The following is a 21,192-nucleotide window of genomic DNA, read 5'->3' as shown; positions in this document are numbered from 1 at the left end:
CCTGCCTATAGGCAGCGGTCGGTATCGTGAGTGGCGCGGAGCTCCGTCAACCGCCCGTCTTTCGTGCCGCGCCAGAATACGGAAACCAGCATCTTGCAGGCCGCCGGCCCGTAGGTGGCACGGGCTTCGCCATAGGTGGGCTGTTCCGGCGCGCCTGATCCCGTCGTGCGTTTCACCTTCAGCCCCTGCGAGGTCAGGTAGTCAGCAAGCCCCGCCTCAGGAGTCCCAATGGGAAATCTGGTCCGAATCCGCTCCTGCAGTAGCTTAGCCCGCGCCTCGTGGCCGCCCGCGCTGGCTATACCCGCGAACAAGGCGGTCTTCGGAGGGGTGGTGTCGCCGATCACACAGCTCCCTAGCAGGGCGGCAAGAAGGGTGGCGGCGAAGGACATAGGAAACCTCATATGATCTCTGACTGCAAAGGGGACGCGTCAAAGCAAGATGAAGTCGGATGGCTGGAACGTGGATACGTTGAGAACTCTCACCCAGAGCACAGGATATTCGCCATCCATGTCGCTATCGAACCAGAATGACCCCGCACCGTCGAACTGAAGTCGATCATATGTAATGCCGCCAAATTCACGCAAGTCGATCTTGTCGACGCCCGGCGTGAAGTCGGTGATCGTATCGATGTCATAGTACCATGACTGGTACCATTGATAATATCCGGAATCGACTTGACTTTGCCAAGCTTGGTATCCGCCTCCGAACACGAAGGCGTCCGCCCCGTCTCCTCCGCTGAGCTGGTCCGTCCCCAAGCCGCCGCGGATGAGATCATTCCCAGCGCCTCCGGACAGGCTATCGGCGCCGCTGCCGCCGATCAGGTCGTCGCTGCCGTCCTGTCCGGCTAGGGTATCGTTGCCCTCCTCCCCGAAGAGCACATCGTTGCCCAGATCTCCTGAAACGAGGTCGTTGCCCCAGCCACCCTTTATGACGTCGTCGCCCTGTCCGCCGTAGCCGACGTCGTTGCCGCCCCCGAGTTCGATCTGATCTGCCCCGATCCTGCCGTGGACCCAGTCCTCGCCGAGATCGCCGCTCAGTGCGTCATCGAGCGAGCTGCCGTTGACCGTGTCGTTCCCGCCGTCGGCGCTCACCTGCACGGGCGCCGCCGCGGAAACAGAGATGGCGTCATTGCCGTCTCCGCCGGTGGCCGCGCCGCCAACCAGTATGATCCGGTCGTCACCGCTTCCGCCGTGCAAAGCGTCAGTTCTTGAGCCGCCCCGAAGCTCGTCGTTGCCGCCGCGGCCTCTCGGCGATCACCGCCAGGACCGGGCGTGCCTCGGCCGGTAGATCGGACGCCGGATCGGCCACCAGGTCGATCAGCTTGGCGACGTGACCCGCACCTCGCCGCACGACATAGTCGAACTCGCCCAGATGGCCGCGCAGGGCGTTGATCAGCTGGGTGCGCTGACGGACCAGCAGATCCCGCGTGCGGAAGACCACGGCCGCGCCCTACGCCTCGGCGCTCCTGGCGCCCACGAACCGCGTCGTTGGCCGCTGAGCGGCCTCGCAGATCGCCTCCGCGTCGGCCATGTCGTTCTTCTGCCGCTTCACAAAGGGCTTCACGTACACGCCGGCGGAATCAGCTGGGTCTCATGACCAAGGGCGGCGATCTCGCGGGCCCAGTAGTGCGCGCTCGCGCAGGCTTGCATCGCCACAACGCACGTCGGCTGGCTGGCGAAGAACGCCAGAACCTGGTCTCGTCGAAGCTTCTTCCGGAAAGCCACCGCGCCTGACGCATCCGCGCCGTGCGCCTGAAAGACACTCTTCGCCAGATCGAGCCCGATCGTAGTAATCTCGCCCACGGACGCCTCCTTCGTAGTGGTGCTCAACACCTCCACTCCGGCACTTCGATGCCGTCAGGGGGCGTCCATCCCATCGCTTTCGGCCAGCGGCACGAGATTCTGGCGCCTGGCACGCGCCAGCCGTTCGCCTCGGCTCTGGAGGACATGAGCGCCGTTCTTGGTTCGTCCCTGAGAGCTCACATCTAGCGCACAAGCCTTGAGGTGAGCCCTGTAAGCGGCGCGTCCCGGCGGCGTCTCTATCCAAACGCGACGCTTGTCGGCCCAAGGCCGCAAACTGACGGGAGACCGATGTGACCGCCCACCTTCGACGCCTGGCGCGCCTGGCCGTGCTTCTGCTGATCCCGGTTGCGCTGGCGGGATGCGGCATCAACACCATCCCCACCAAGCAGGAGAAGGCGCGCGCCGCCTGGGCCGATGTGCAGAACCAGTACCAGCGCCGTGCTGACCTGGTTCCCAACCTGGTGGCCACGGTCAAGGGCTATGCGGGCCAGGAGAGCCGTGTGCTGATCGCCGTCACCCAGGCCCGCGCCAATGCGCTGCAGGTGCGCTCCGGCGCCGAGGTCACCACCGACCCTGCGGCCTTTCAGCGCTACGCCACGGCGCAGAACACGCTCTCCCTCGCCCTGGCGCCGCTGCGCGTGCTGCAGGAAGCCTATCCGGATCTGAAGTCCAACCAGAACTTCCTGGTGCTCCAGAGCCAGCTCGAGGGGACGGAAAACCGGATCAGCGTGGCTCGGCGAGACTACAATGAGGCGGTTCGCGACTACAACACCAGCCTGCGGACCTTCCCCACGATCATCTGGGCGAAGACCGCCTACGCCTCGAGCGAGCCGATGCTGCTGTTCCGGGCGCCAGGCACCTCGCAGTCCGCGCCGACGGTCGATTTCACCCCGACCGCGGCCCCTGACGCGACGCCGGTCGCGCCCACGCAATGAGACGTGAGGGTCGCCTGCGCGTCGCGGCGATCCTGTCGCTGATCGCCACGTTCCTCGTCCTCGGGGCTGCTTTGGCCGCGCCCACGTTTCCCAGCCTCACAGGACGGGTGGTCGACGGCGCGGCCATCCTGTCGCCCCAGACCCGGGCCGTGTTGACCGCCAAACTGGAGGCGCTCGAGGCCAGGACCTCGCGACAGCTGGTGGTCGTCACCATCCCTTCCCTGCAGGGCGAGGAGATCGAGACCTACGGCTACCAGTTGGGCCGCGCTTGGGGGATCGGCGAGCGGGGCCGCAACACCGGGGCGCTGCTGATCGTCGCGCCGCGCGAGCGGCGCGTGCGCGTCGAGGTCGGCTATGGGTTGGAAGGGGTGCTCACCGACGCCCTCTCCACGGTCATCCTGCAGGAACGGGTGCTGCCCAGGTTCCGGGCCGGCGACTTCGAAGGCGGCGTCGTTGCGGGCGCCGATGCGCTCATCGAACAGCTGTCCCTGCCGGATGACCAGGCCCGGGCCAGGGTGGCGGCCAGCGCCCAGCCGCCAACGAGCTCCGACGGCTCGGGTCCGATACTCGTCCTGGTCCTGCTCGGCCTCTGGGTCGTGGCGGGCGTGGTGGGCATGTTTACGGGCCGGCCGGGCCACCGCATGGATATGTGGCTGCTGCCGCTGCTCCTGCTCATGAGCGCCGGTCATGGCGGACGTGGTCACGGTCGCGGCGGCGGCGGCTTCCGCGGCGGCGGCGGATCGTTCGGAGGCGGCGGCGCCTCGGGAGGCTGGTAGGATGCTGCTTAAGTCAACGGATCACGACCGCATCGCCCGCGCGGTCGCCGCGGCCGAGGCGACCACGCGAGGCGAGATCGTTTGCGTGGTGACCGACCAGGCGGCGCCCTATGCGGAAGTCCCGCTGGCCTGGGCAGCCATGGGGGCGCTCGTGCTGCCCCTGCTGGTGCTGGCGCTCGCCAGCGCGGCGCAGGGCCTGGAGCTGGCGATCGGCCCGGTGTCTGCGGCGTACGAGATCCTGCGGGCCCCTGTGCTGGCGACCCCCGTGGGCTACGCCCTGCTGCAGGCCGGGCTGTTCCTCGGCGTCTTCGCGCTGGCGTCCGTCCCGTCCCTCCGGCGCCGGCTGATCCCGTTGTCCCTCAAGCGGGCGCGGGTGCGCGACCGCGCCCTGGAGCAGTTCCACGCCGCGGGCCTGGGCCACACCCGCGAGCGGACCGGGGTGCTGATCTTTGTCTCCCTCTACGAGCAGCGCGCCGAGGTGATTGCCGATCCTGGGGTCAGTGCACAGGTGGAGGACGCCGCCTGGGCGATGGTCGTCGCCGACCTGGTGGCGGGCGTTCGGGCGGGACGCGCGGCCGACGGCTTCGTGGCGGCGATCGAACGGTGCGGGCGGCTCCTCGCGGAGCCTTTCCCGGCGGGTCCCGACAATCCGAACGAGCGGCCCGACGCGCTCGTCGAGGCTCCCAGCGCCTAGCGCTTGGGATCCGGGCGTCGCGCAAGTCGCAGTGGAGCGCAGCCTGGGCCTTGACCGTGCGCAAGGCGCCACGGCGGCCCCGCGTGTAAGGACTCGCCAGCGGCGGCGTCTTGGTCTCGCCTGGGCCAGCGCGCCAGGAAAACCATCATAAGGACCGCGTATGCTTAGTTTGACCAGCCTCGGGGGGGCCGGCACCGTCACCGGCTCGAAGCACCTGCTCCAGTCGCAGGGGCGCTCGCTCCTGGTGGATTGCGGCCTCTTCCAGGGCCAGAAGGCGCTGCGCGAGCAGAACTGGGCGCCGTTCCCGGTCGATGCGGCCAAGCTTGGCGGGGTGGTGCTCACCCACGCCCACCTCGACCACTCCGGATATATCCCGAAGCTGGTCAAGGAAGGCTTCCGGGAACGGATCGTTTCCACCCACGCGACGATGGAGCTCTGCGACATTCTGCTGAGGGACAGCGGGCACATCCAGGAGAGCGACGCGGACCGGGCGAACCGCTACGGCTATTCCAAGCACAAGCCGGCCCTGCCTCTCTACGGCGTGCGCGACGCCGAGCGGGCCCTGGAGTTCTTCTCTCCGGCCGAGGTCCACAAGCCGTTGCAACTGCCGGGCGGGGCCAGGCTCGTGCTGCGCCGGGCCGGCCACATTCTCGGGGCCGCCACGGCCGAGCTCGAGTGGGCCGGCCGCAAGGTGGTCTTCTCCGGCGATCTTGGCCGCTACGACGATGAGATGATGCGCGACCCTGAACCCGTCCCGGAGGCGGATTACCTGCTCGTCGAGTCCACCTATGGCAACCGCCGCCATGAGCAGACCGATTCCACGGAGGCGCTGGGCAAGGCCATCGAGCGCACCATCCAGCGGGGCGGGACCGTGGTGATCCCGGCGTTCGCGGTCGGTCGCGCCCAGGCGCTGCTCTACCACATCTGGAAGCTCAAGCAGGCGGGCCGCATCGGGCTCGTGCCGGTATACCTCGACAGCCCCATGGCGATCGATGCGAGCGAGATGCTCTGCAGCCACCTGGACGACCACCGGCTGACCCCCGAGGTCTGCCGCGCAGCCTGCGCGGTGGCCACCTACACTCGCGACGTAGAGGCGTCCAAGGAGATCACCCGCAACACCATGCCCAAGGTGATCATCGCGGCCAGCGGCATGGCCACCGGTGGCCGCGTCCTGCACCATTTGAAGGCCTACGGCCCCGACCGGCGCAACCTGATCCTGTTCTCCGGCTTCCAGGCGGCGGGCACGCGCGGCTCGGCCCTGCTGGGCGGCGCAAAGGAGGTGAAGATCCACGGCCAATGGATCCCGATCCATGCGGAGGTCAGAAACCTGCCGATGCTGTCGGCGCACGCCGACGCCGAGGAGATCCTGCGCTGGCTCGGCGGGTTCAAGCGGCCCCCGAAGCGGACCTTCATCGTCCACGGCGAACCCGATGCGTCGGAGACCTTGCGCACCCGCATCGAAGGGGAGCTTGGCTGGCCGTGCACCGTTTCGGCGCCCATGCAGAGGTACGAGCTGTGACCGCGACCGGGGGCGAGGCGCCGCGCCTCGTGGCGCGACGCCTGGGCCTGGTGACGCAGCACGAGGCGGTGGTGCTGATGCGTACCGACTGCCACGTGTGCCGCGCGGAGGGGCTGACCGCCCACACCCAGGTGGCGATCTCCGCCAACGGCCGGGAAGTCTACGCCACGCTCTATCAGGTGGACGACGACTGGCTCGGCCACGACGAGGCCGGGCTCTCGGAGTCGGTGTGGACGCGCCTGGGCGCAGCGGACGGCGCGCCGGTCACGGTGCGCCACGCGCCCGCGCTGGAGTCGCTCTCCAGCGTGCGCCGCCGCATCTACGGCCAGCGGCTCTCGCCCGGCGACCTGCACGGGATCGTGGGCGACATCGCCGCCGGCCGCTACACCGACATCCATCTGGCGGCCTTCCTCACCGCCTCGTCCGCCCTGCCGCTCGACCTGCCAGAGACGGTGGCCTTGACCCGCGCCATGATCGACGCCGGCGAACGGCTCAGCTGGCCCGGTCCGGTGGTGATGGACAAGCATTCGGTAGGCGGGCTGCCGGGCAACCGCACCACCCCCCTGGTCGTGGCCATCGTGGCCGCCTGCGGGCTCACTATGCCCAAGACGTCCTCGCGGGCGATCACCTCGCCGGCCGGCACCGCCGACACCATGGAGACCCTGGCGCCGGTGGACCTCGACCTGGCGGCCATCCGCCGCGTGGTGGCGCTGGAGGGCGGCTGCATCGCCTGGGGCGGCGCGGTGCGGCTGAGCCCCGCGGACGACATCTTCATCCGCGTGGAGCGCGTGCTCGACGTGGACACCGAGGGGCAGCTGGTGGCCTCCGTGCTCTCCAAGAAGATCGCCGCGGGGTCCACCCACGTGGTGCTCGACATCCCCGTGGGACCCACCGCCAAGGTGCGCACCGAGGCGGCGGCCCGCGAGCTTTCGGACACGCTGTCGAAGGTGGCCGCCGAATTCGGGCTCGCCACACGGTGCGTGCTCTCCGACGGGACCCAGCCGGTGGGCCGCGGGGTGGGACCCGCCCTCGAGGCCCTGGACGTTCTGGCGGTGCTGCAGAACGCGCCCGATGCGCCGCCCGACCTGCGCCGCCACGCCTGTGTGCTCGCGGGCGAGGCGCTGGAGTTCGGCGGGGCCGCGGCGGCCGGCGAGGGGCTCGCGCTCGCCGAGGCCACGCTCGCGGACGGCCGGGCCTGGCGCAAGTTCCAGGCCATCTGCGAGGCGCAGGGCGGCATGCGGACGCCGCCGGTCGCGGGCCACACCCATCCGCTGACCGCCCAGCACGGCGGTCGCGTCATTCACATCAACAACCGCAAGATCGCCCGCCTCGCCAAGCTCGCGGGCGCCCCCGACGTGAAGGCCGCCGGCGTCCGCCTGATGGCGCGGCTCGGCGACGAGGTGGCGGCCGGCCAGCCTTGGGTGATGGTCCATGCGGGCTCACCCGGCGAGCTGGCCTACGCCCTCGACTACGCGCGCCAGAACCCGGATCTGATGAAGGTCGAGGCATGAGCCGCCGAGTCGTTCTCGCCATGCCGGGCAACGCGGGCTTCGCCGGCCGGCTGGCCCAGGCGCTGCAGGTGGAGACGCTGCCGATGGAGACGCGGCGGTTCCCGGACGGCGAGACCTACCTTCGCCTGGAGGGCGACCCTGCGGGGGCCGAGGTTCTGGTCGTCTGCACCCTCGCCGATCCGGACCCGCAGTTCCTGCGGCTAATCTATGCGGCGCGCACGGCGCGGGAACTGGGCGCGACCAGGCTCACGCTCGTGGCGCCCTACCTAGCCTACATGCGGCAGGACAAGCGTTTCCAATCGGGGGAGGCCGTGACCTCGAACCATTTCGCGGCGCTGCTGTCGGGCGAGTTCGACCGCCTGCTGACCGCCGATCCTCATCTGCACCGTCGCAAGACCATGTCGGAGATCTACACGGTTCCCACCGACGTCCTGCACGCCGCGCCGGCCCTGGCGAGGTGGATTGCCGCCGAGGTCGCCCGGCCGCTGATCATCGGGCCGGATGCGGAGAGCGAGCAGTGGGTTTCGGAAGTGGCGGCCGGGGCCGGGGCGCCGGCCGTCGTGTTGCGCAAGGAGCGGCGCGGCGACCGCGACGTGCGGATCAGCCTGCCGGACCTCTCCGCCTGGCGTGACCGCACCCCCGTGCTGGTGGACGACATCGTCTCGTCGGGCCGCACCATGCTGCAGGCCGCCGACGGCCTCGCCCACGCGGGCCTGCCTCCGCCGGTGTGCCTGGCGGTCCATCCCTTGTTCGCCGATGACGCGTTTGCGCGCCTCTCGGCGGCCGCGGCGCGGGTCGTCTCCACGGACAGCGTGCCGCATGAGAGCAACGCGATCGGTTTGGCGGGACTGTTCGCCGAGGCGCTTCGCGCCTAGGGCGCCCGGGTCGGAGCCCCGCGGGGGTCGGAGGGTCGGCGCGGCGTCGCCGCCAGGACCAAGGCCAGGAGGGCGGCCGCCCACAGCGCCGCCGGGACCCCCGCCGCCGCGGAGGCGCCCGCCCCGAGGGCGCCCGCCAGCTGCCCGCCGCTTAAGGCAGCGTATTGCAGGCCAAGGCCGGCCCCCTGCGGGCCCGGGAGGCGCGAGGTGAGGTAGCTCGCCAGAACCGTCAGGGCCGCCGCGGCGGAGGCGACGCCGGTGACCGCCAGGGCGAGGAGCCAGAAGCCTTGGGCGAAGGGGGACAGCGCCAGGGCGACGGCCAGGCCCAGGAGCAGCGGGCGCACGAGGCGGACACCGCGGGCGGCCGCGTCGCGTCCCGAGAAGATTCCCACCTGGGTGAGGAACATCACTCCGCCACAGAAACTCAGGAGCAGGGCCATGGCGGTGCGGCCGTCCGGGCCCGCGCCCAGGGGGACGGCGGCGGCGATCTCCTGCGCCACGACCGCGCCGCCGGCTACCGCCGAGACCCCGAGCAGCCAGGCGCGCGCGCCGAGCTGCGAGCGCAGCGCGGCCTGGGCTCCCGCGCCGCGCCGCGCCCGCGGCAGGATCGCCGTCAGCAGGGCGCCTGCAGCAGCGGCCGCGGCCGGGGCGGCGTAGGGGGCGAGCGGGCCGAGGCGCGCGGCGGCTTCCCCGATCAGCGGCCCGGCCAGGTAGCCGGCGAGCACCGAGGCGTTCAGCCAGGCGAAGCGTCGGGCCCGCGCGTCGCCCGCGGGCCAACGGTCCGCCAGGTAGGCCAGGGCCGCCGGGGCGACGGCGGCAGAGAAGGCGCCGTCGAGCCCACGAGCCAGATAGAGCTGCCAGAGCTCGAGCGAGAGGCCCGTCGCCAAGAACGACAGGGCGAAACCGAGGCCGCCGAGCGCCAGGATCCGCCGCCGCCCGAACCGGTCGGAGAGCCGGCCCCAAAGAGGCGCCGCCACGAGGGCGGCGCCGAAGAAGGCGGCGGTGACGCCGCCCAGGTGCTGCGCGCGCCAGGCCTCGCCGCCGGCGCCCGGAAGCGCGCTCAGGAGGGCCGGCAGGCGCGGCAGGGCGATCCCGTAGCCGGTGGCCACCGAAAAGGCGGTCAGCATCAGGACCGGGATCGTCCACCCGGCCGCCGGCCGGGCCGTGGGCAGAGGGCTCAAGCCGGCTGTTCCACGGGTGGAGCCGCCGGTGTGCGGCGGCCGCGATGCGGCCGAGCCTCGCCCAGCCGCAGCCGCTTGAGCAGCAGGGCGTTGACCGCCACCAGCACCGAGCTGCCCGACATGGCGATGGCGGCCACCTCGGGGCTCAGGGTGAAGGGGTAGAGCACGCCCGCCGCAAGCGGGAAGGCCACCACGTTGTAGCCGACGGCCCACCAGAGGTTCTGGTGCATCTTGCGAAGGGTGGCGCGCGACAGCTCCACGGCCTTCACCACATCGAGCGTGTCGCTGCGCATCAGCACCACGTCGGCGCTTTCGATGGCCACGTCGGTGCCGGCGCCGATGGCGAAGCCAACGTCCGCCTGGGTGAGCGCGGGGGCGTCGTTGACGCCGTCGCCTACCATGCCGACCTTGTTGCCCTGGGCCTGCAGCTCCTTGACCTTGGCCGCCTTCTCGCCCGGCAGGACCTCCGCCAGCACGATGTCGATGCCGAGCTCGCGGCCGATGCGCTGAGCGGTGCCCAGGTTGTCGCCGGTGATCATCGCCACCTTCACGCCCAGGTCCTGCAGCCGCTCGATCGTGGCCCGCGCCGTGGGCCGCGGCGCATCGGCCACCGCGATCAGCCCGATGACGCGTCCGTCCTGGGCGATGTGGGCGACGGTGCGGCCGGCGCCCTGCAGGCGCTCCGACTCGGCCGCCAGCGCGCCGAGCTCGATCCCGTGGTCCTGCATCAGCATGCGGTTGCCGGAGAAGGTTTCGCGGCCATCGACAACGGCCCGCACGCCCTTGCCCTCAAAGGCCGTGAAACCTATCGCCTGGGGTAGGGACATCCCCTTGGCGTGCTCGGCGACCGCCACGGCGATGTGGTGTTCCGAGCCCTGTTCGATGGCGGCCGCAACGGCGACCACCGCCGCCTCGTCGACGCCGGGGGCGGGGACCACCTGCACCACCTTGGGCTGGCCCATGGTGAGCGTGCCGGTCTTGTCGAAGATGATGACGTCGAGCTTCACGGCCTCCTCGAGCGCCGCGGCGTCCTTGATCAGGATGCCGTGGGCCGCCCCGAGGCCCGTGCCCACCATGATGGCCATGGGCGTGGCGAGGCCGAGCGCGTCCGGACAGGCGATGACGAAGACGGTGATGGTGAGGGTGAGCGCGAAAAGCAGGGTCTGGCCGATGATCCAGAACCACACCGCGAAGGTGAGCAGGCCGATCACGATCGCCGCGAGCACCAGCCACTGGGAGGCGCGGTCGGCCAGCAGCTGCGCCGGCGCCTTGGAGTTCTGCGCCTCCTGGACGAGCTTGACGATCTGGGCGAGCGCGGTGTCGGAACCGACCTTGGTGGCGCGGTAGCGGAAGGCGCCGGTCTTGTTCATCGATCCGCCGACCACCTCGTCGCCGACCGTCTTGGAGACCGGCAGGGACTCGCCCGTCAGCATCGACTCGTCGATCTCCGAGGCGCCGTCCTCAATGAGCCCGTCCACCGGGATCTTGCCGCCGGGACGGACCACGACGCGGTCGCCCACCTGCACCTGCGAGGTGGGGACCTCCACCTCCACGCCGTCGCGGAGCACCTTGGCGGTGGGCGGGGCCAGGTCCATGAGCCGCCGGATCGCCTCCGAGGCGCCGGCGCGGGCGCGCATCTCCAGCCAGTGGCCGAGCAGGATGAAGACGAGCAGCAGGGCGGAGGCCTCGTAGAAGTTCTCCGCCTCGAACAGGAAGGTGGTCCCGACGCTGAACAGGTAGCCGGTGCCGACGCTCAGCAGCACCAGCACGGCCATGTTGAACACGCCGCGCCGCAGCGCGCGCACCGCGGCGATGAAGAACGGCCAACTGGGCCACAGGATCGCGCCGCTGGCCAGCACGAACAGCACCAGGTCGAGGTCCCAGCCGAACGGGGGGTCGACGCGCAGCACGTCCATCCCCATGGGAGCGAGGAAGAAGATCGGGATGGTGAAGGCGAGCGCCACCACGAAGCGGTTGCGCATGTCGCGGGCCATCGACTGCATGTCCATGCCCGGCCCGTGGCCCATCTCCGCCATGCTGTCGTCACCGTGGTCGGCGTGAGCCTTGACGGCTGGGCCGCCCGCCGCCGCTGCGGCGGCCTCGTGGCCCGCATGTGCGCCGTGGTCGCGCCGGGACGCCCCCTGCGCCGGCGCGTGCGGGTGGTCCGGTGGGACGGTGTCCTCGCCGGGGACGCAGACGTGGCGCGGAACCACCTCGCCGCGACAGTGGAAGCCGCAGGCCCGGACCGCTTCACGCAGGGTCTCCACGCTGGTGCGGGTCTCGTCGAAGGTGATGGTGGCGGAGGCGGAGGCGAAGTTCGCCGTGACCGCCGTGACGCCGGCCAGGCCGCGTAGCTTGCGCTCCACCACCAAGGGATCGAGCGGCGTGCGGAAGCTGGTGACGTCGACCGTGGTGGTTTGCAAGATGGGCACTCTCGGACTGGCGGTTAGGGAGCCGGACGCTCGGCGGGGCTGGCGCCCCGCAGGCGCGGGACGAAGGCCGGTGTGGAACGCATGTAGGCGCGGTAGGCTTCGCCGAACTCGGCGATCGTGGCCCGCTCCTCGGCCAGAGCCAGGCGCCAGTACATGACCACCAGGACCGGGAACATGAGCAGGGTGAGAAGGGTCGGCCACTGCAGCAGGAAGCCGAACATCACCAGAACGAAGCCGTCGTACTGCGGGTGGCGGACCTTGGCGTAGAGCCCCGTGGTCGCCAGCCGCCCCTCCTTCTGGGCGCGGTAGAGCACCGGCCAGGCCGCGGAGATCAGCCAGAACCCGCCGCCGATGAAGACGAAGCTCAACAGGTGGAAGGGCCCAAAGTGGGGGTTGGCCTTCCAGCCGAACATCGTCTCGAGCAGGTGGCCGGCGTCATGCGACATCCAGTTCACGCCGGGGAAGCGGGTCTGCAGCCAGCCGGCGAACAGGTAGAGGGTGAGCGGGAAGCCGTACATCTCGGTGAAGAGGGCGACCACGAAGGCGCTGAAGCCTCCGAAAGCCCGCCAATCCAGCTTGGTCTTGGGCTTGAAGAAGCTGAAGGCGAAGAAGACGAACAGGACGGAATTCAGGATCACCAGCGACCAGAGGCCGTAGGCTTGCATCGGCTCGTTCATGGCGGCCCCCTAGTGCCGGTGGGGCGGGTTTCCCCCGCCGGAGACATTGGACTCGTCCTGGTCGTGGCCGCCGTGACCGCCGTGCATGCTCATGTGCAGCAGGGGGCAGAGCAGGAGGAGCAGGAACGGCAGCCAGCCCAGGACGTGCAGCCGGTGCTCCGTGAACAGGAGCCCGACCAGCGTCAGCGCGAAGGCGCCGATCACCAGCTTGCCGGCCGTTCCGGTCCAGGCCTTTGGCTTGTCAGGCATTAGGATGTGGCTCCTGTCGCGTTGGTGGCGTGACCGCCGGCGGATGACCCCGCGGCCCCGAGTGAGATCCTCTACTGCGGTCGCTCGTAGGCGAAGACGGCCTTGGCCGGGTCGTTCAGCTGGCCCGGCCGTGCGATGTGGAAGGTGAGCCGGTAGCGCCCCGGCTGCGGCAAGACGACGTAGCCGCCGTAGGTGCTCGTGCCGGCGATCGTCATGGGGTCCAGCCGCATGGAGCCGTGCCCGGGATGGCCGGGCCCTTGGATGTTGAGCATGACTTCGGCGTCGTCCACCCGCGCGCCGGTCTTGGCGTCGAACGCGGCGAGGGTGACATGGTAGGCGTGCTTCGGGGGCGGTGGCGCAGGCGTGGCCGAGGGGGCGGCCAGGCCGATCGCCCTGTGCGCGGCCGGATGGGCCTGCGCCGCCGTCGCTCTCTCGATCACGCCGTATTCGACCTTGAGCCCGTCCACGACCTGCGAGGCGCCCTCCACCGGCCGGGGCTGGCAGGCCGCCAGCGCCAGGGCGCCCGCGGCCAGCATCAGCGTTCGGCGGGGCAGGTGCGGGTGGCGAGCGTCGCGCATGACAGTCGGGTCTCCGGAGCGGCCGAAGGGTTCGCTCTTGGCGGGGATGACGCGCCGCCGGAGGCGACATTACACCGGCGTGCTCGAAGCGTGCGTGCCAAGGCCGGTCCGTGGGCGGGGCCGGCGCCGAAAGCTGGCGATCGCGGGATCGCGCCGCGTCCGGGGTCGGAACCGCCGGAAGGTGTGCGTTAATCCTGGCGGGGGGATCCTGGCGCGGGCGCGACGACGCCCCGACGAAGGTCCCCGCCTCCGCGACGGGGTCAGGATCGCGGTACGGCGACCGCCGTCGCCTCCTCCTCATGGTCAGCATCATCCTCACGGTCAGCATCATCGCCGCGGACTCGGGCTGCGCCGAAGTGTGGGCGTTTGATGCGGCATGGCCCCGCCCACCGGCGGGCCCCGATGCGTGGGAGTTGCGCCGGGGCGGCGCATGCCGCCTTGCGGCCCTAGCTCTGCGGACGCGGGCTCAGGATTCCGGCCAGCGCCGCGCCCGGCAGCAGGGTGACGAGGGCGGCGGCCCAGTCCTGGGCCTCGCGCTCGTCCTCGCAGATGGCGACTTCGAAGGCCGGCTCCTCGCCAAGACGGGTCAGGCAGATGATGTAGCTGTGCATGGCGTGGCCTTTCGGGGCGGCGAGGGGTGGGTGGTGGCCTGGCCTAGCGGGGGCTCAGGCGGCGATGTTGCGAAGCCTGGCCTTGGCCCAGCAGTCGGCGAGGGGGCAGGCGTGGCAGTTCTCGTCCATGGCGGCGCGCAGGGCGGCGCGGGCGCGGTGGAGGCGGACGGCGGCGTTGTTGGCGGTGAGGCCGAATTCGACGGCCACCGCCTTCAGCGGGATCTCGTCGAAGTAGGTGCGCGCCAGGAGGTCGCGGTAGTCGGGCTTGAGGTCGCCGAGCGCGGCCTTGAGGCAGTCCGTGGGCGCCTGCAGCTCGACCTCCGCCTCGGGGTCGGCGAGGGGCTGGGGAAGGGGCTCGGCGGCCAGGGCCTCGGCGGTGCGGCGCTGGACCGCCGCGCGGCGGTAGCGGTCGACCACGAGGCGGCGGAGCGAGACGCCCATCCAGGCCTCGGGCCGTTCGGCGGCGGCAAGGCTCGCGGCGTGCTGGAGGAAGCGGATGGAGGCGTCCTGCCAGGCGTCCTCGGCGTCCTCGGCGGTGGGCAGGCGGCTGCGGAGGTAGCGGAGCTGTCGGGGGCGCTCGGCGGCGAGACGCCGGGCGAGGCCCTCGACGTCCCGACAAGTATCTGCGCCCTCCGGCGAAGATTCCAATGACTGTAAGGTTTGATTGAAACCCTCGTCCTTCAGTTGTTCGGCGGCGGCGCGAAGCATTCGACTGTCCCTCGATTGGTTCGGCAAGACCTTCGATTCGAAATTCGCGATGCTGTTTGATACCGATCAAATGACTTTGGCCTCTTTGAAATAAAAGAAATCCTGAGGGCTTACGCCGTAAGCTGCGTATTCCGACCCTGACCGATGCTGGCGCGCCGGGCGTAATGCCTTCCGCCCGCGCGCGTCCTAGGATTGGCGCCGTCGGCCCAGCGCTTCAGCGTGTTGGATTTGTCTGGAGAATTTCCGTTGAAGGTGCGGGCGAGAAACGTGACCGTGTTGGTGGCCCTGGCCCTGCTCCTGATCGCAGGCGGCTCCGCTGTCGCGTTCTGGCGGCTGAAGCCCGCGCCGCAGCCGCCGCAGGTGATCTACGGCAGCGGGCGGATCGAGGTGGACGAAGTGCGGGTGGGGTTCGAGCTGCCCGGGCGTGTGCTCTCCAACACCGCCGTCGAGGGGGCCCCGGTCGCCGCGGGCGCGATCCTGGCGCGGATCGATCCAGCCGACCTCGAACTCCAGGCCGAACGCGCCGCCGCCCAGCAGGCTGCGGCCCTGCAGACCACCGCCCAGGTGGAGAGCCAGATCGGCCTGGCCCAGCACCACGCCGGCACTGCTCGCTCGGAGCTGCAGCGCTACGAGACGCTCAGCCGCGCCGGCTACGCCCCCGCCCAGCGGCTCGACACCGTGCGCAACGCCTACCAGGCCGCGATCGACCAGGTGGGGCTGCTGAAGGCGCGTCGGTCGGAAGCCGCCGCACAGGCCCGGGCCGCCGCCAAGGCCCAGGAGCTCAGCCAGTCGCAGATCGCCAAGAGCACCATCACCAGCCCGATCGGAGGCGCGGTGCTCGAGCGCCTCGCCGAGCCCGGCGAGGTGGTCGCGGCCGGCCAGCCCGTGGCGGTCCTCGCCAACCTGCAGCGGGTCAAACTCAAGGTCTACGTCGGTGAGCGGGACCTCGGCAAGGTGCGTCTCGGCGCGCCCGCGCGGCTGCAGGTGGACTCCTTCCCGGGACGGCAGTTCCCGGCCCGCGTGGCCCGGGTCGACGCCCAGGCCCAGTTCACGCCCCGCGACATCCACATGGAGGACGAGCGGAGCCGCACCGTCTACGGGGTCACCCTTGAGGCCGACAATCCGCAGGGTGTCCTGAAGCCGGGCATGCCGACGGACGCCTGGATCCTGTGGGACGCCACCGCCGGCTGGCCCGCCAGGCTGTCGGTTCCGGAGTAGTGACGGTGTCCCCCGAACCGATGATCGAAGCGGCGGGCCTGGGGCGCCGCTACGGCGCCCGCGCCGTGGTGGAGGGGATCGATCTGCAGGTGTGGCCGGGCGAGGTGGTGGGGGTGGTCGGCCCCGACGGCGCCGGCAAGACGACCTTGCTGCAGATGCTGGCCGCGATCCTGCGGCCGAGCACCGGGCGCTGCCGCGTGCTGGGGGAGGACGTCGACGGCGGCGCGGCGCGCATCCAGGCGCGGATCGGCTACATGTCGCAAGGCTTCTCCCTGTACGACCGGCTGACCGTGGCCGAGAATCTCGCCTTCGCGGCGGACATCCGCGATGTGCCGCGCGCGGCGTTCCAGAGCCGTCGCGAGGGCCTCCTGGCCATGGCGGGGCTTCAGCGCTTCGAGGGGCGGCGGGAGGGCGCGCTTTCCGGGGGCATGCGCAAGAAGCTGGCGCTGTGCGCCAACCTCATCCACGAACCGCCCCTGCTGATCCTCGACGAGCCGAGCCTTGGGGTGGATCCGCTCTCCCGCCGCGAGCTCTGGCGCATCCTGGACCGGGCCAAGGCTGACGGCCGCTCCATCGTGTTCGCCACCTCCTACATGGACGAGGCCGACGCCAGCGATCGGGTGCTGCTGCTTTCGGAGGGCCGGCCGCTCGCACTCGGGACACCGCAGGAGCTGCGCGCCTCGGCGCGCGGGCGGGTCTACCGGATCAAGGGCGCAAGGCCGGGCGCCCTCGAAGGCGCGCTGCAGGCGCAGCCGGACGTGATCAGCTTCCAGCGGCGGGCCGGGGACGAGCTGCGGGTGCAGCTGCGGACCGCCGCGCCGCCGGTCCTTCCGGACGGCCTGGCCGCCACGCCCGCCGAACCGACCATGGAGGACGTCTTCACCGTCGCGTCGGCACCGGCGGAGCGCCGCGCCCCGGAACCGCAGGCGCGGACCGGGCCGCCGCCGGATGCCCCGCGGGAGACCGTCATCGAGGCCGTGCGGGCCACGCGACGGTTCGGCGACTTCACGGCGGTCGACGACGTGACGCTCAGCGTCAGGTCCGGCGAGGTCCTGGGCCTGCTGGGTCCGAACGGCGCCGGGAAGACCACACTCATCCGCATCCTTTGCGGCCTGCTGGCGCCGTCGGGCGGCGCGGCGAAGGTGGCGGGCTTCGACGTGGCGCGGCAGAGCGAGGCGGTGCGGGCGCGCATCGGCTACATGTCGCAGCGCTTCTCGCTCTACCCGGACCTCACCGCCCGCGAGAACCTGCGCTTCTTCGCCCGCGCCTACGGTGTGCCGCGCCGCGAACTCGCCGCGCGGATCGCCGCGGTGGCCGCCCGCGCAGGCCTCGAGGGCGACGGCCACGAGACGGTGGCGGCGCTGTCCGGCGCCGTGCGCCAGCGGCTGGCGCTCGCCTGCGCCATCGTCCACCGGCCGCAGGTGCTGTTCCTAGACGAACCCACCTCCGGCGTGGACCCGCTCTCGCGCTTCCGCTTCTGGCGGTTGATCGCCGCCCTGGCCGCGGACGGCGTCGCGGTCGTGGTGACCACCCACTACCTGGAGGAGGCCACCTTCTGCGACCGGCTGGGCCTGATGATGGACGGACGGATGATCGCGCTCGGTCCCCTGGCCGAGCTGACGCAGCAGCTCGGCCTGGAGACGGCGACCGTCGAGGACGTCTTCCTGGGGTTCATCGCCCGCGAGCGGGCGAATGCGAGGGCGGCATGAACCTGCGCCGGCTGCTCGCCTTCTCGCGCAAGGAGGTCCTGGAAATCTCGCGTGACCGGTTCACCGTCGGCATCGCGCTGTTCATGCCGGTGATGATGCTGTTCCTGTTCGTCTACGGCATCTCGCTGGACGTCGAGAACGCTCCCCTCGTCATCGTCGACCAGGACAAATCTGCGGCCAGCCGGGAGCTCCAGGCCCGCTTCCTCAACTCCGGGTACTTCAGTCTCAAGGCGGCCCCGGACGATGCGCGCGCCGCCGAGCACGCGCTGATGCGCGGGGAGACCCGCGCGGCGCTGTTCATCCCCGAGGGATTCGGCCGGAACCTCGCCAAGGGCCGGGCCGCCCCCGTTCAGTTCATTGTCGACGGCACCTATGCGAGCACGGCCGCGATCCTCTCCGCCTACGGCCGCGCCATCCTCTACGCCTTCCCCGGCGAGCTGCGCCTGCCCGTCCGGCCGGAGGTGCGCGTCTGGTACAATCCCCAGCTGCGCAGCCGCAACTTCATCGTGCCCGGCCTGTTCGCCGTCATCCTGATGGCCTTCCCGCCGCTGCTCACCGCCCTTGCGGTCTCCCGCGAGAAGGAGCTCGGCACCATCGCCCAGATCTACGCCTCGCCCCTGACCAAGGGCGAGTTCATCGCCGGCAAGCTGCTGCCCTACGCCGGCATCGCCTTCCTCGAGTTGCTGATCGTGATCGGCGGGGGACTGTTGTGGTTCGACGTGCCGGTGCGCGGCAGCCTGGGGCTTCTGGTGGCGGTGGGGCTGCTCTACGTGGTCTGCACCGTCTCCATCGGCCTGCTCATCTCCACCCTGGTGCGGACCCAGCTGGCCGCCATGCTCACCGCCCTGATCGTGACGCTGATGCCCGCCTTCCTGTTCTCGGGCTTCGTCTATCCGATCTTCACCATGCCGCGGACGTTCCAGCTCTATTCGGCGGCGCTGCCGACGCCCTACTTCCTCGAGGTGTCGCGCGGCATCGTCCTGCGCGGCGCCGGGCTCGAGGAGCTCTGGGGCAATGTGGCGGTCCTGGCGGCCTACACCGCCGCGGTCTTCGCGCTCGCGGCCTGGCGCTTCCGCAAGAGGATCGACTGATGTGGGGCCGCCTCGCAGGACTGCTGTCGAAGGAGTTCACGCACTTCCTGCGCGATCCCGTGATGCTGTTCGTGGTGGTGTTCCTCTACACGGCCGAACTCGTCATGTGCACCCTGGCCCTCGGCTTCGACGTGCAGAACCTGAAGCTGGGGGTGATCGACCACGACCGGTCCGAGGCGAGCCGCGCCCTGGTGCGCGAACTCACGTCCGGGGACAACTTCGTGCTGATCGACCAGTTCACCGCCATGGGCCAGGCCCAGGGCCGGCTGCAACGGGGCGCGCTCGACGTCGTGGTGGAGGTCCCCCCGAACTTCGCCGCCCGCGTGGCCGCCGGACGCCAGGTCGCCATCGGCGTGGTGGTGGACGGGTCGAACGGCAACGTCGCCGCCCGCGCCCGGGCCTATGTGATCGAACAGTCGGCGCGTTTCGCTCAGAGCCGCGCGCCGCCCGGCCGGGCGATTCCGCCGGGGGTGCAGCCGGAGGTCCGCGTCTGGTACAATCCGGACCTCACCAACACCCGCTTCATGGCGCTCTCGATGATGGCGCAGGCCGGCCTCATGCTCGGTGTCGTGCTGCCGGCGGCGGCCATGGTGCGCGAGAAACAGGGCGGCACCATCGAACAGCTTCGGGTGACCCCCACCCGAGCGCACGAGCTCTTCATCGCCAAGGTGACGCCGACCATCGTCATCTGCACGGGAGCGGTCTTCCCCGCCCTGCTGATCATGACCCTGATGGGCGTCCCGATGCGGGGCGATGTGATGACCCTTCTGGCGCTCACCGTGGTCTTCCTGCTGAGCGCCGTGTCGCTCGGGGTCTTCGTTGGCACGATCACCGACACCCTGCAGCAGGCGATGCTGCTCAGCTTCTTCGGCCTGTTCCCACTGATGTTCCTATCGGGGACCATCGCGCCGATCGAGACCATGCCCGGCTGGCTGCAGACCGCGTCCCTGGCGAGCCCGCAGCGGCACTATGTGGAGATCGTCTCGGGCCTCTTCCTGAAGGGCGCGGGGCTCGCCGAGCTCTGGAAGCAGACCCTGGCTCTGATCGGGATCAGCGGGGCGATGTTCTCCGGCGGCTGGCTGCTCTTCCGACGACAGTGGTGAGGCCGATGGGGCGGACAGCGGAAAGGCGGGCAAGGCCATGAAGATCGTCGTCTTCGAAGCGGAGGAGTGGGAGCGCCAAGCGTGCCTGGCGCTGGCGCCCGCCCATGAGGTGGTGTGCGTGAAGGAGCCGCTGCGGCTCGATGCTGCGGAAGCCCACGGCGACGCCGAGGGGATCAGCCCCTTCGTCAACTCAGACCTGAGCGGCGCCGTGCTGGCCCGTTTCCCGCGCCTGAAGCTGATCGCCACGCGTTCCACGGGTTTCGACCACATCGACGTGGCCTACTGCCGCGGGAACGGGATCACGGTGTGCAACGTGCCCGACTACGGCGACCAGACGGTCGCCGAGCACGCCTTCGCGCTGCTGCTCTCGCTCACCCGCCATATCGCCGAAGCCAGCGACCGGGTCCGGCGAGGGGACTTTTCGCAGAGTGGACTGCGCGGCTTCGAGCTCGCCGGCAAGACCCTGGGCGTGGTGGGGGCGGGACGCATCGGTCGCCGCGCGATCCGCATCGCGCGCGGGTTCGACATGCAGGTGACGGCCTACGACAAGGCTCCCGACGCGCAGGCGGCGCAGGCGCTGGGCTTCCACTACGCGCCCTTGGCGACGGTGCTCTCGACGGCGGATGTGGTCACCCTGCACGTCCCCGGTGGCCCGGAGAGCCTCAACCTCATCTCCGACGCCGAGTTCCAGCTGATGAAGCCGGGCGCAGTGCTCGTGAACACCTCCCGCGGCGGCGTCGTCGACGCCCAGGCGCTCGTGCGGGCGCTTGATTCCGGCCGGCTCGCCGGCGCCGCCCTCGACGTCATCGCCGAGGAGCGGGCGATGCGGGAGGAGGCCGAGATCTTCCGCGACCGCCTCATCCGCCCCGCCGAGAGTCTGCAGGCGTTGTTGGCCGACCATGCGCTCCTGCACATGCGCAACGTGCTGGTGACCCCGCACATCGCCTACAACACCCTCGAGGCCGTCGGCCGCATCATCGAGACCACGCTCGCCAACATCCGCGCCTTCGCCAAGGGAGCGCCGCAGAACGTGATCGCCTGAGGGCGGTGTAATCGAGCCCAGGCGGCCCGCGTCTCTCGCCAGGTATCATCGGGAGCGCGCAGCCATGGTCAATGCGTCAGGACCCCGCCGCCGGCCCGGCTTCCTCGGGCCGCCGCCGGCCGCCGCCTGCGGGGCGCTCATCCTCGTGCTGGCGCTCGCCGCGCTCATCGCTCCCTTCGCCCCGCCAGCCGCCGCCGGCGCGATCCTGGGGGCGGTCCTGATCGGCTCGGGTGTCGCCGGCGCCGCGGCGCTCGCAGGACTGCGCACCCCCGGCCTGGGCTGGCGGATCGCCTGGGTCGGCGCCGCCACCGTCGCCGGCCTCGCCGTGCTCTTCCACCACTGGACCGGCATCGGCTCGCTTGAGGGGATTCTGGCGGCCGCCCTCCTGCTCCTCACCTTGCCCTTGGTCGCAACGGCCTTCCGTCGCCGCGGCCACGGTTTCCGGGCCTGGCCGCTGCTGACGGCCCTGGCGGGGGTCGGC

The 21,192-nt window shown here is 70.8% G+C and carries 21 protein-coding genes and 1 pseudogene; 12 read left to right on the top strand and 10 right to left on the bottom strand.

What is annotated here, in order from left to right; all coding sequences use genetic code 11:
* Positions 1–5 precede the first annotated feature (5 nt).
* The 3 genes and pseudogenes from AX721_RS25295 to AX721_RS27095 form a co-directional block, all read right to left on the bottom strand.
* Positions 6–389, bottom strand: coding sequence for a hypothetical protein (locus AX721_RS25295; protein ID WP_068878735.1), 384 nt, complete (start codon positions 387–389; stop codon positions 6–8).
* Between the two features lie 39 nt (positions 390–428).
* A complete protein-coding gene (locus tag AX721_RS25290) occupies positions 429–1,196 on the bottom strand; it encodes a calcium-binding protein (RefSeq protein ID WP_068878734.1) in 768 nt (255 codons plus the stop codon).
* A gap of 55 nt (positions 1,197–1,251) precedes the next feature.
* Positions 1,252–1,802: pseudogene (locus tag AX721_RS27095) on the bottom strand (IS110 family transposase); the annotation flags it as partial.
* 290 nt (positions 1,803–2,092) lie between these two features.
* On the opposite strand from AX721_RS27095, the gene AX721_RS25275 reads away from it, so the two are divergent.
* The 6 genes from AX721_RS25275 (at position 2,093) to AX721_RS25250 (ending at position 8,112) form a co-directional block, all read left to right on the top strand.
* Entirely contained in the window at positions 2,093–2,737 is a 645-nt protein-coding gene (locus AX721_RS25275; protein WP_068878732.1) for a LemA family protein, read from the top strand.
* Positions 2,734–3,513, top strand: coding sequence for a YgcG family protein (locus tag AX721_RS25270; RefSeq protein WP_068878731.1), 780 nt, complete (start codon positions 2,734–2,736; stop codon positions 3,511–3,513). Before AX721_RS25275 ends, AX721_RS25270 begins: the two co-directional genes overlap by 4 nt.
* Before the next feature lies 1 nt (position 3,514).
* The gene (locus AX721_RS25265; RefSeq protein ID WP_068878730.1) at positions 3,515–4,207 is read left to right on the top strand and encodes a TPM domain-containing protein; all 693 of its coding nucleotides are present in this window, start codon (positions 3,515–3,517) and stop codon (positions 4,205–4,207) included.
* Positions 4,208–4,367: 160 nt separating this feature from the next.
* Positions 4,368–5,726 carry an MBL fold metallo-hydrolase RNA specificity domain-containing protein gene (locus tag AX721_RS25260; RefSeq protein ID WP_068878729.1) on the top strand — a complete coding sequence of 453 codons (1,359 nt, stop codon included), beginning with the start codon at positions 4,368–4,370 and terminating at the stop codon, positions 5,724–5,726.
* On the top strand, positions 5,723–7,237 hold the full coding sequence (locus AX721_RS25255) for a thymidine phosphorylase family protein (RefSeq protein ID WP_068878728.1): 1,515 nt from the start codon (positions 5,723–5,725) through the stop codon (positions 7,235–7,237). Before AX721_RS25260 ends, AX721_RS25255 begins: the two co-directional genes overlap by 4 nt.
* Entirely contained in the window at positions 7,234–8,112 is an 879-nt protein-coding gene (locus tag AX721_RS25250) for a ribose-phosphate pyrophosphokinase (protein WP_068878727.1), read from the top strand. The genes AX721_RS25255 and AX721_RS25250 overlap by 4 nt, the downstream gene beginning before the upstream one ends.
* On the opposite strand, the gene AX721_RS25245 is transcribed toward AX721_RS25250, so the two are convergent.
* From AX721_RS25245 to AX721_RS25220, 7 genes are all read right to left on the bottom strand, one after another.
* A complete protein-coding gene (locus AX721_RS25245) occupies positions 8,109–9,293 on the bottom strand; it encodes an MFS transporter (RefSeq protein WP_068878726.1) in 1,185 nt (394 codons plus the stop codon). The genes AX721_RS25250 and AX721_RS25245 overlap by 4 nt on opposite strands.
* The gene (locus AX721_RS25240) at positions 9,290–11,725 is read right to left on the bottom strand and encodes a heavy metal translocating P-type ATPase (RefSeq protein WP_369808042.1); all 2,436 of its coding nucleotides are present in this window, start codon (positions 11,723–11,725) and stop codon (positions 9,290–9,292) included. The genes AX721_RS25245 and AX721_RS25240 overlap by 4 nt, the downstream gene beginning before the upstream one ends.
* A gap of 14 nt (positions 11,726–11,739) precedes the next feature.
* Positions 11,740–12,402, bottom strand: a complete 663-nt coding sequence (locus tag AX721_RS25235; RefSeq protein ID WP_068878724.1) for an isoprenylcysteine carboxylmethyltransferase family protein — start codon at positions 12,400–12,402, stop codon at positions 11,740–11,742.
* 9 nt (positions 12,403–12,411) lie between these two features.
* Positions 12,412–12,651 carry a DUF2933 domain-containing protein gene (locus tag AX721_RS25230; protein WP_068878723.1) on the bottom strand — a complete coding sequence of 80 codons (240 nt, stop codon included), beginning with the start codon at positions 12,649–12,651 and terminating at the stop codon, positions 12,412–12,414.
* Positions 12,652–12,722: 71 nt separating this feature from the next.
* Complete coding sequence (locus AX721_RS25225; protein WP_068878722.1) at positions 12,723–13,229, bottom strand: hypothetical protein; 507 nt, start codon at positions 13,227–13,229, stop codon at positions 12,723–12,725.
* Positions 13,230–13,675: 446 nt separating this feature from the next.
* Positions 13,676–13,840: a hypothetical protein gene (locus AX721_RS27640; RefSeq protein WP_156467376.1), complete on the bottom strand. Its 165-nt coding sequence runs from the start codon at positions 13,838–13,840 to the stop codon at positions 13,676–13,678.
* Positions 13,841–13,894: 54 nt separating this feature from the next.
* Entirely contained in the window at positions 13,895–14,548 is a 654-nt protein-coding gene (locus tag AX721_RS25220) for an RNA polymerase sigma factor (RefSeq protein ID WP_068878721.1), read from the bottom strand.
* Between the two features lie 267 nt (positions 14,549–14,815).
* On the opposite strand from AX721_RS25220, the gene AX721_RS25215 reads away from it, so the two are divergent.
* The 6 genes from AX721_RS25215 to AX721_RS25190 form a co-directional block, all read left to right on the top strand.
* Positions 14,816–15,766, top strand: a complete 951-nt coding sequence (locus AX721_RS25215) for an HlyD family secretion protein (protein WP_231733149.1) — start codon at positions 14,816–14,818, stop codon at positions 15,764–15,766.
* 5 nt (positions 15,767–15,771) lie between these two features.
* Positions 15,772–17,475, top strand: coding sequence for an ATP-binding cassette domain-containing protein (locus AX721_RS25210; protein ID WP_082769890.1), 1,704 nt, complete (start codon positions 15,772–15,774; stop codon positions 17,473–17,475).
* Entirely contained in the window at positions 17,472–18,566 is a 1,095-nt protein-coding gene (locus AX721_RS25205; protein WP_068878718.1) for an ABC transporter permease, read from the top strand. Before AX721_RS25210 ends, AX721_RS25205 begins: the two co-directional genes overlap by 4 nt.
* Entirely contained in the window at positions 18,566–19,669 is a 1,104-nt protein-coding gene (locus AX721_RS25200; protein WP_068878717.1) for an ABC transporter permease, read from the top strand. The genes AX721_RS25205 and AX721_RS25200 overlap by 1 nt, the downstream gene beginning before the upstream one ends.
* Positions 19,670–19,706: 37 nt before the next feature.
* Positions 19,707–20,711: a hydroxyacid dehydrogenase gene (locus AX721_RS25195; RefSeq protein ID WP_068878716.1), complete on the top strand. Its 1,005-nt coding sequence runs from the start codon at positions 19,707–19,709 to the stop codon at positions 20,709–20,711.
* A gap of 64 nt (positions 20,712–20,775) precedes the next feature.
* A partial coding sequence (locus AX721_RS25190; RefSeq protein WP_082765266.1) for a hypothetical protein occupies positions 20,776–21,192 on the top strand: 417 nt, incomplete at its 3' end.

It is taken from the genome of Phenylobacterium sp. CCH9-H3 (assembly GCF_001557235.1).
Classification (GTDB): domain Bacteria; phylum Pseudomonadota; class Alphaproteobacteria; order Caulobacterales; family Caulobacteraceae; genus Phenylobacterium.
Note: the sequence above shows the minus strand (reverse complement) of the source record. Positions and strands in the feature narration are given on the sequence as shown.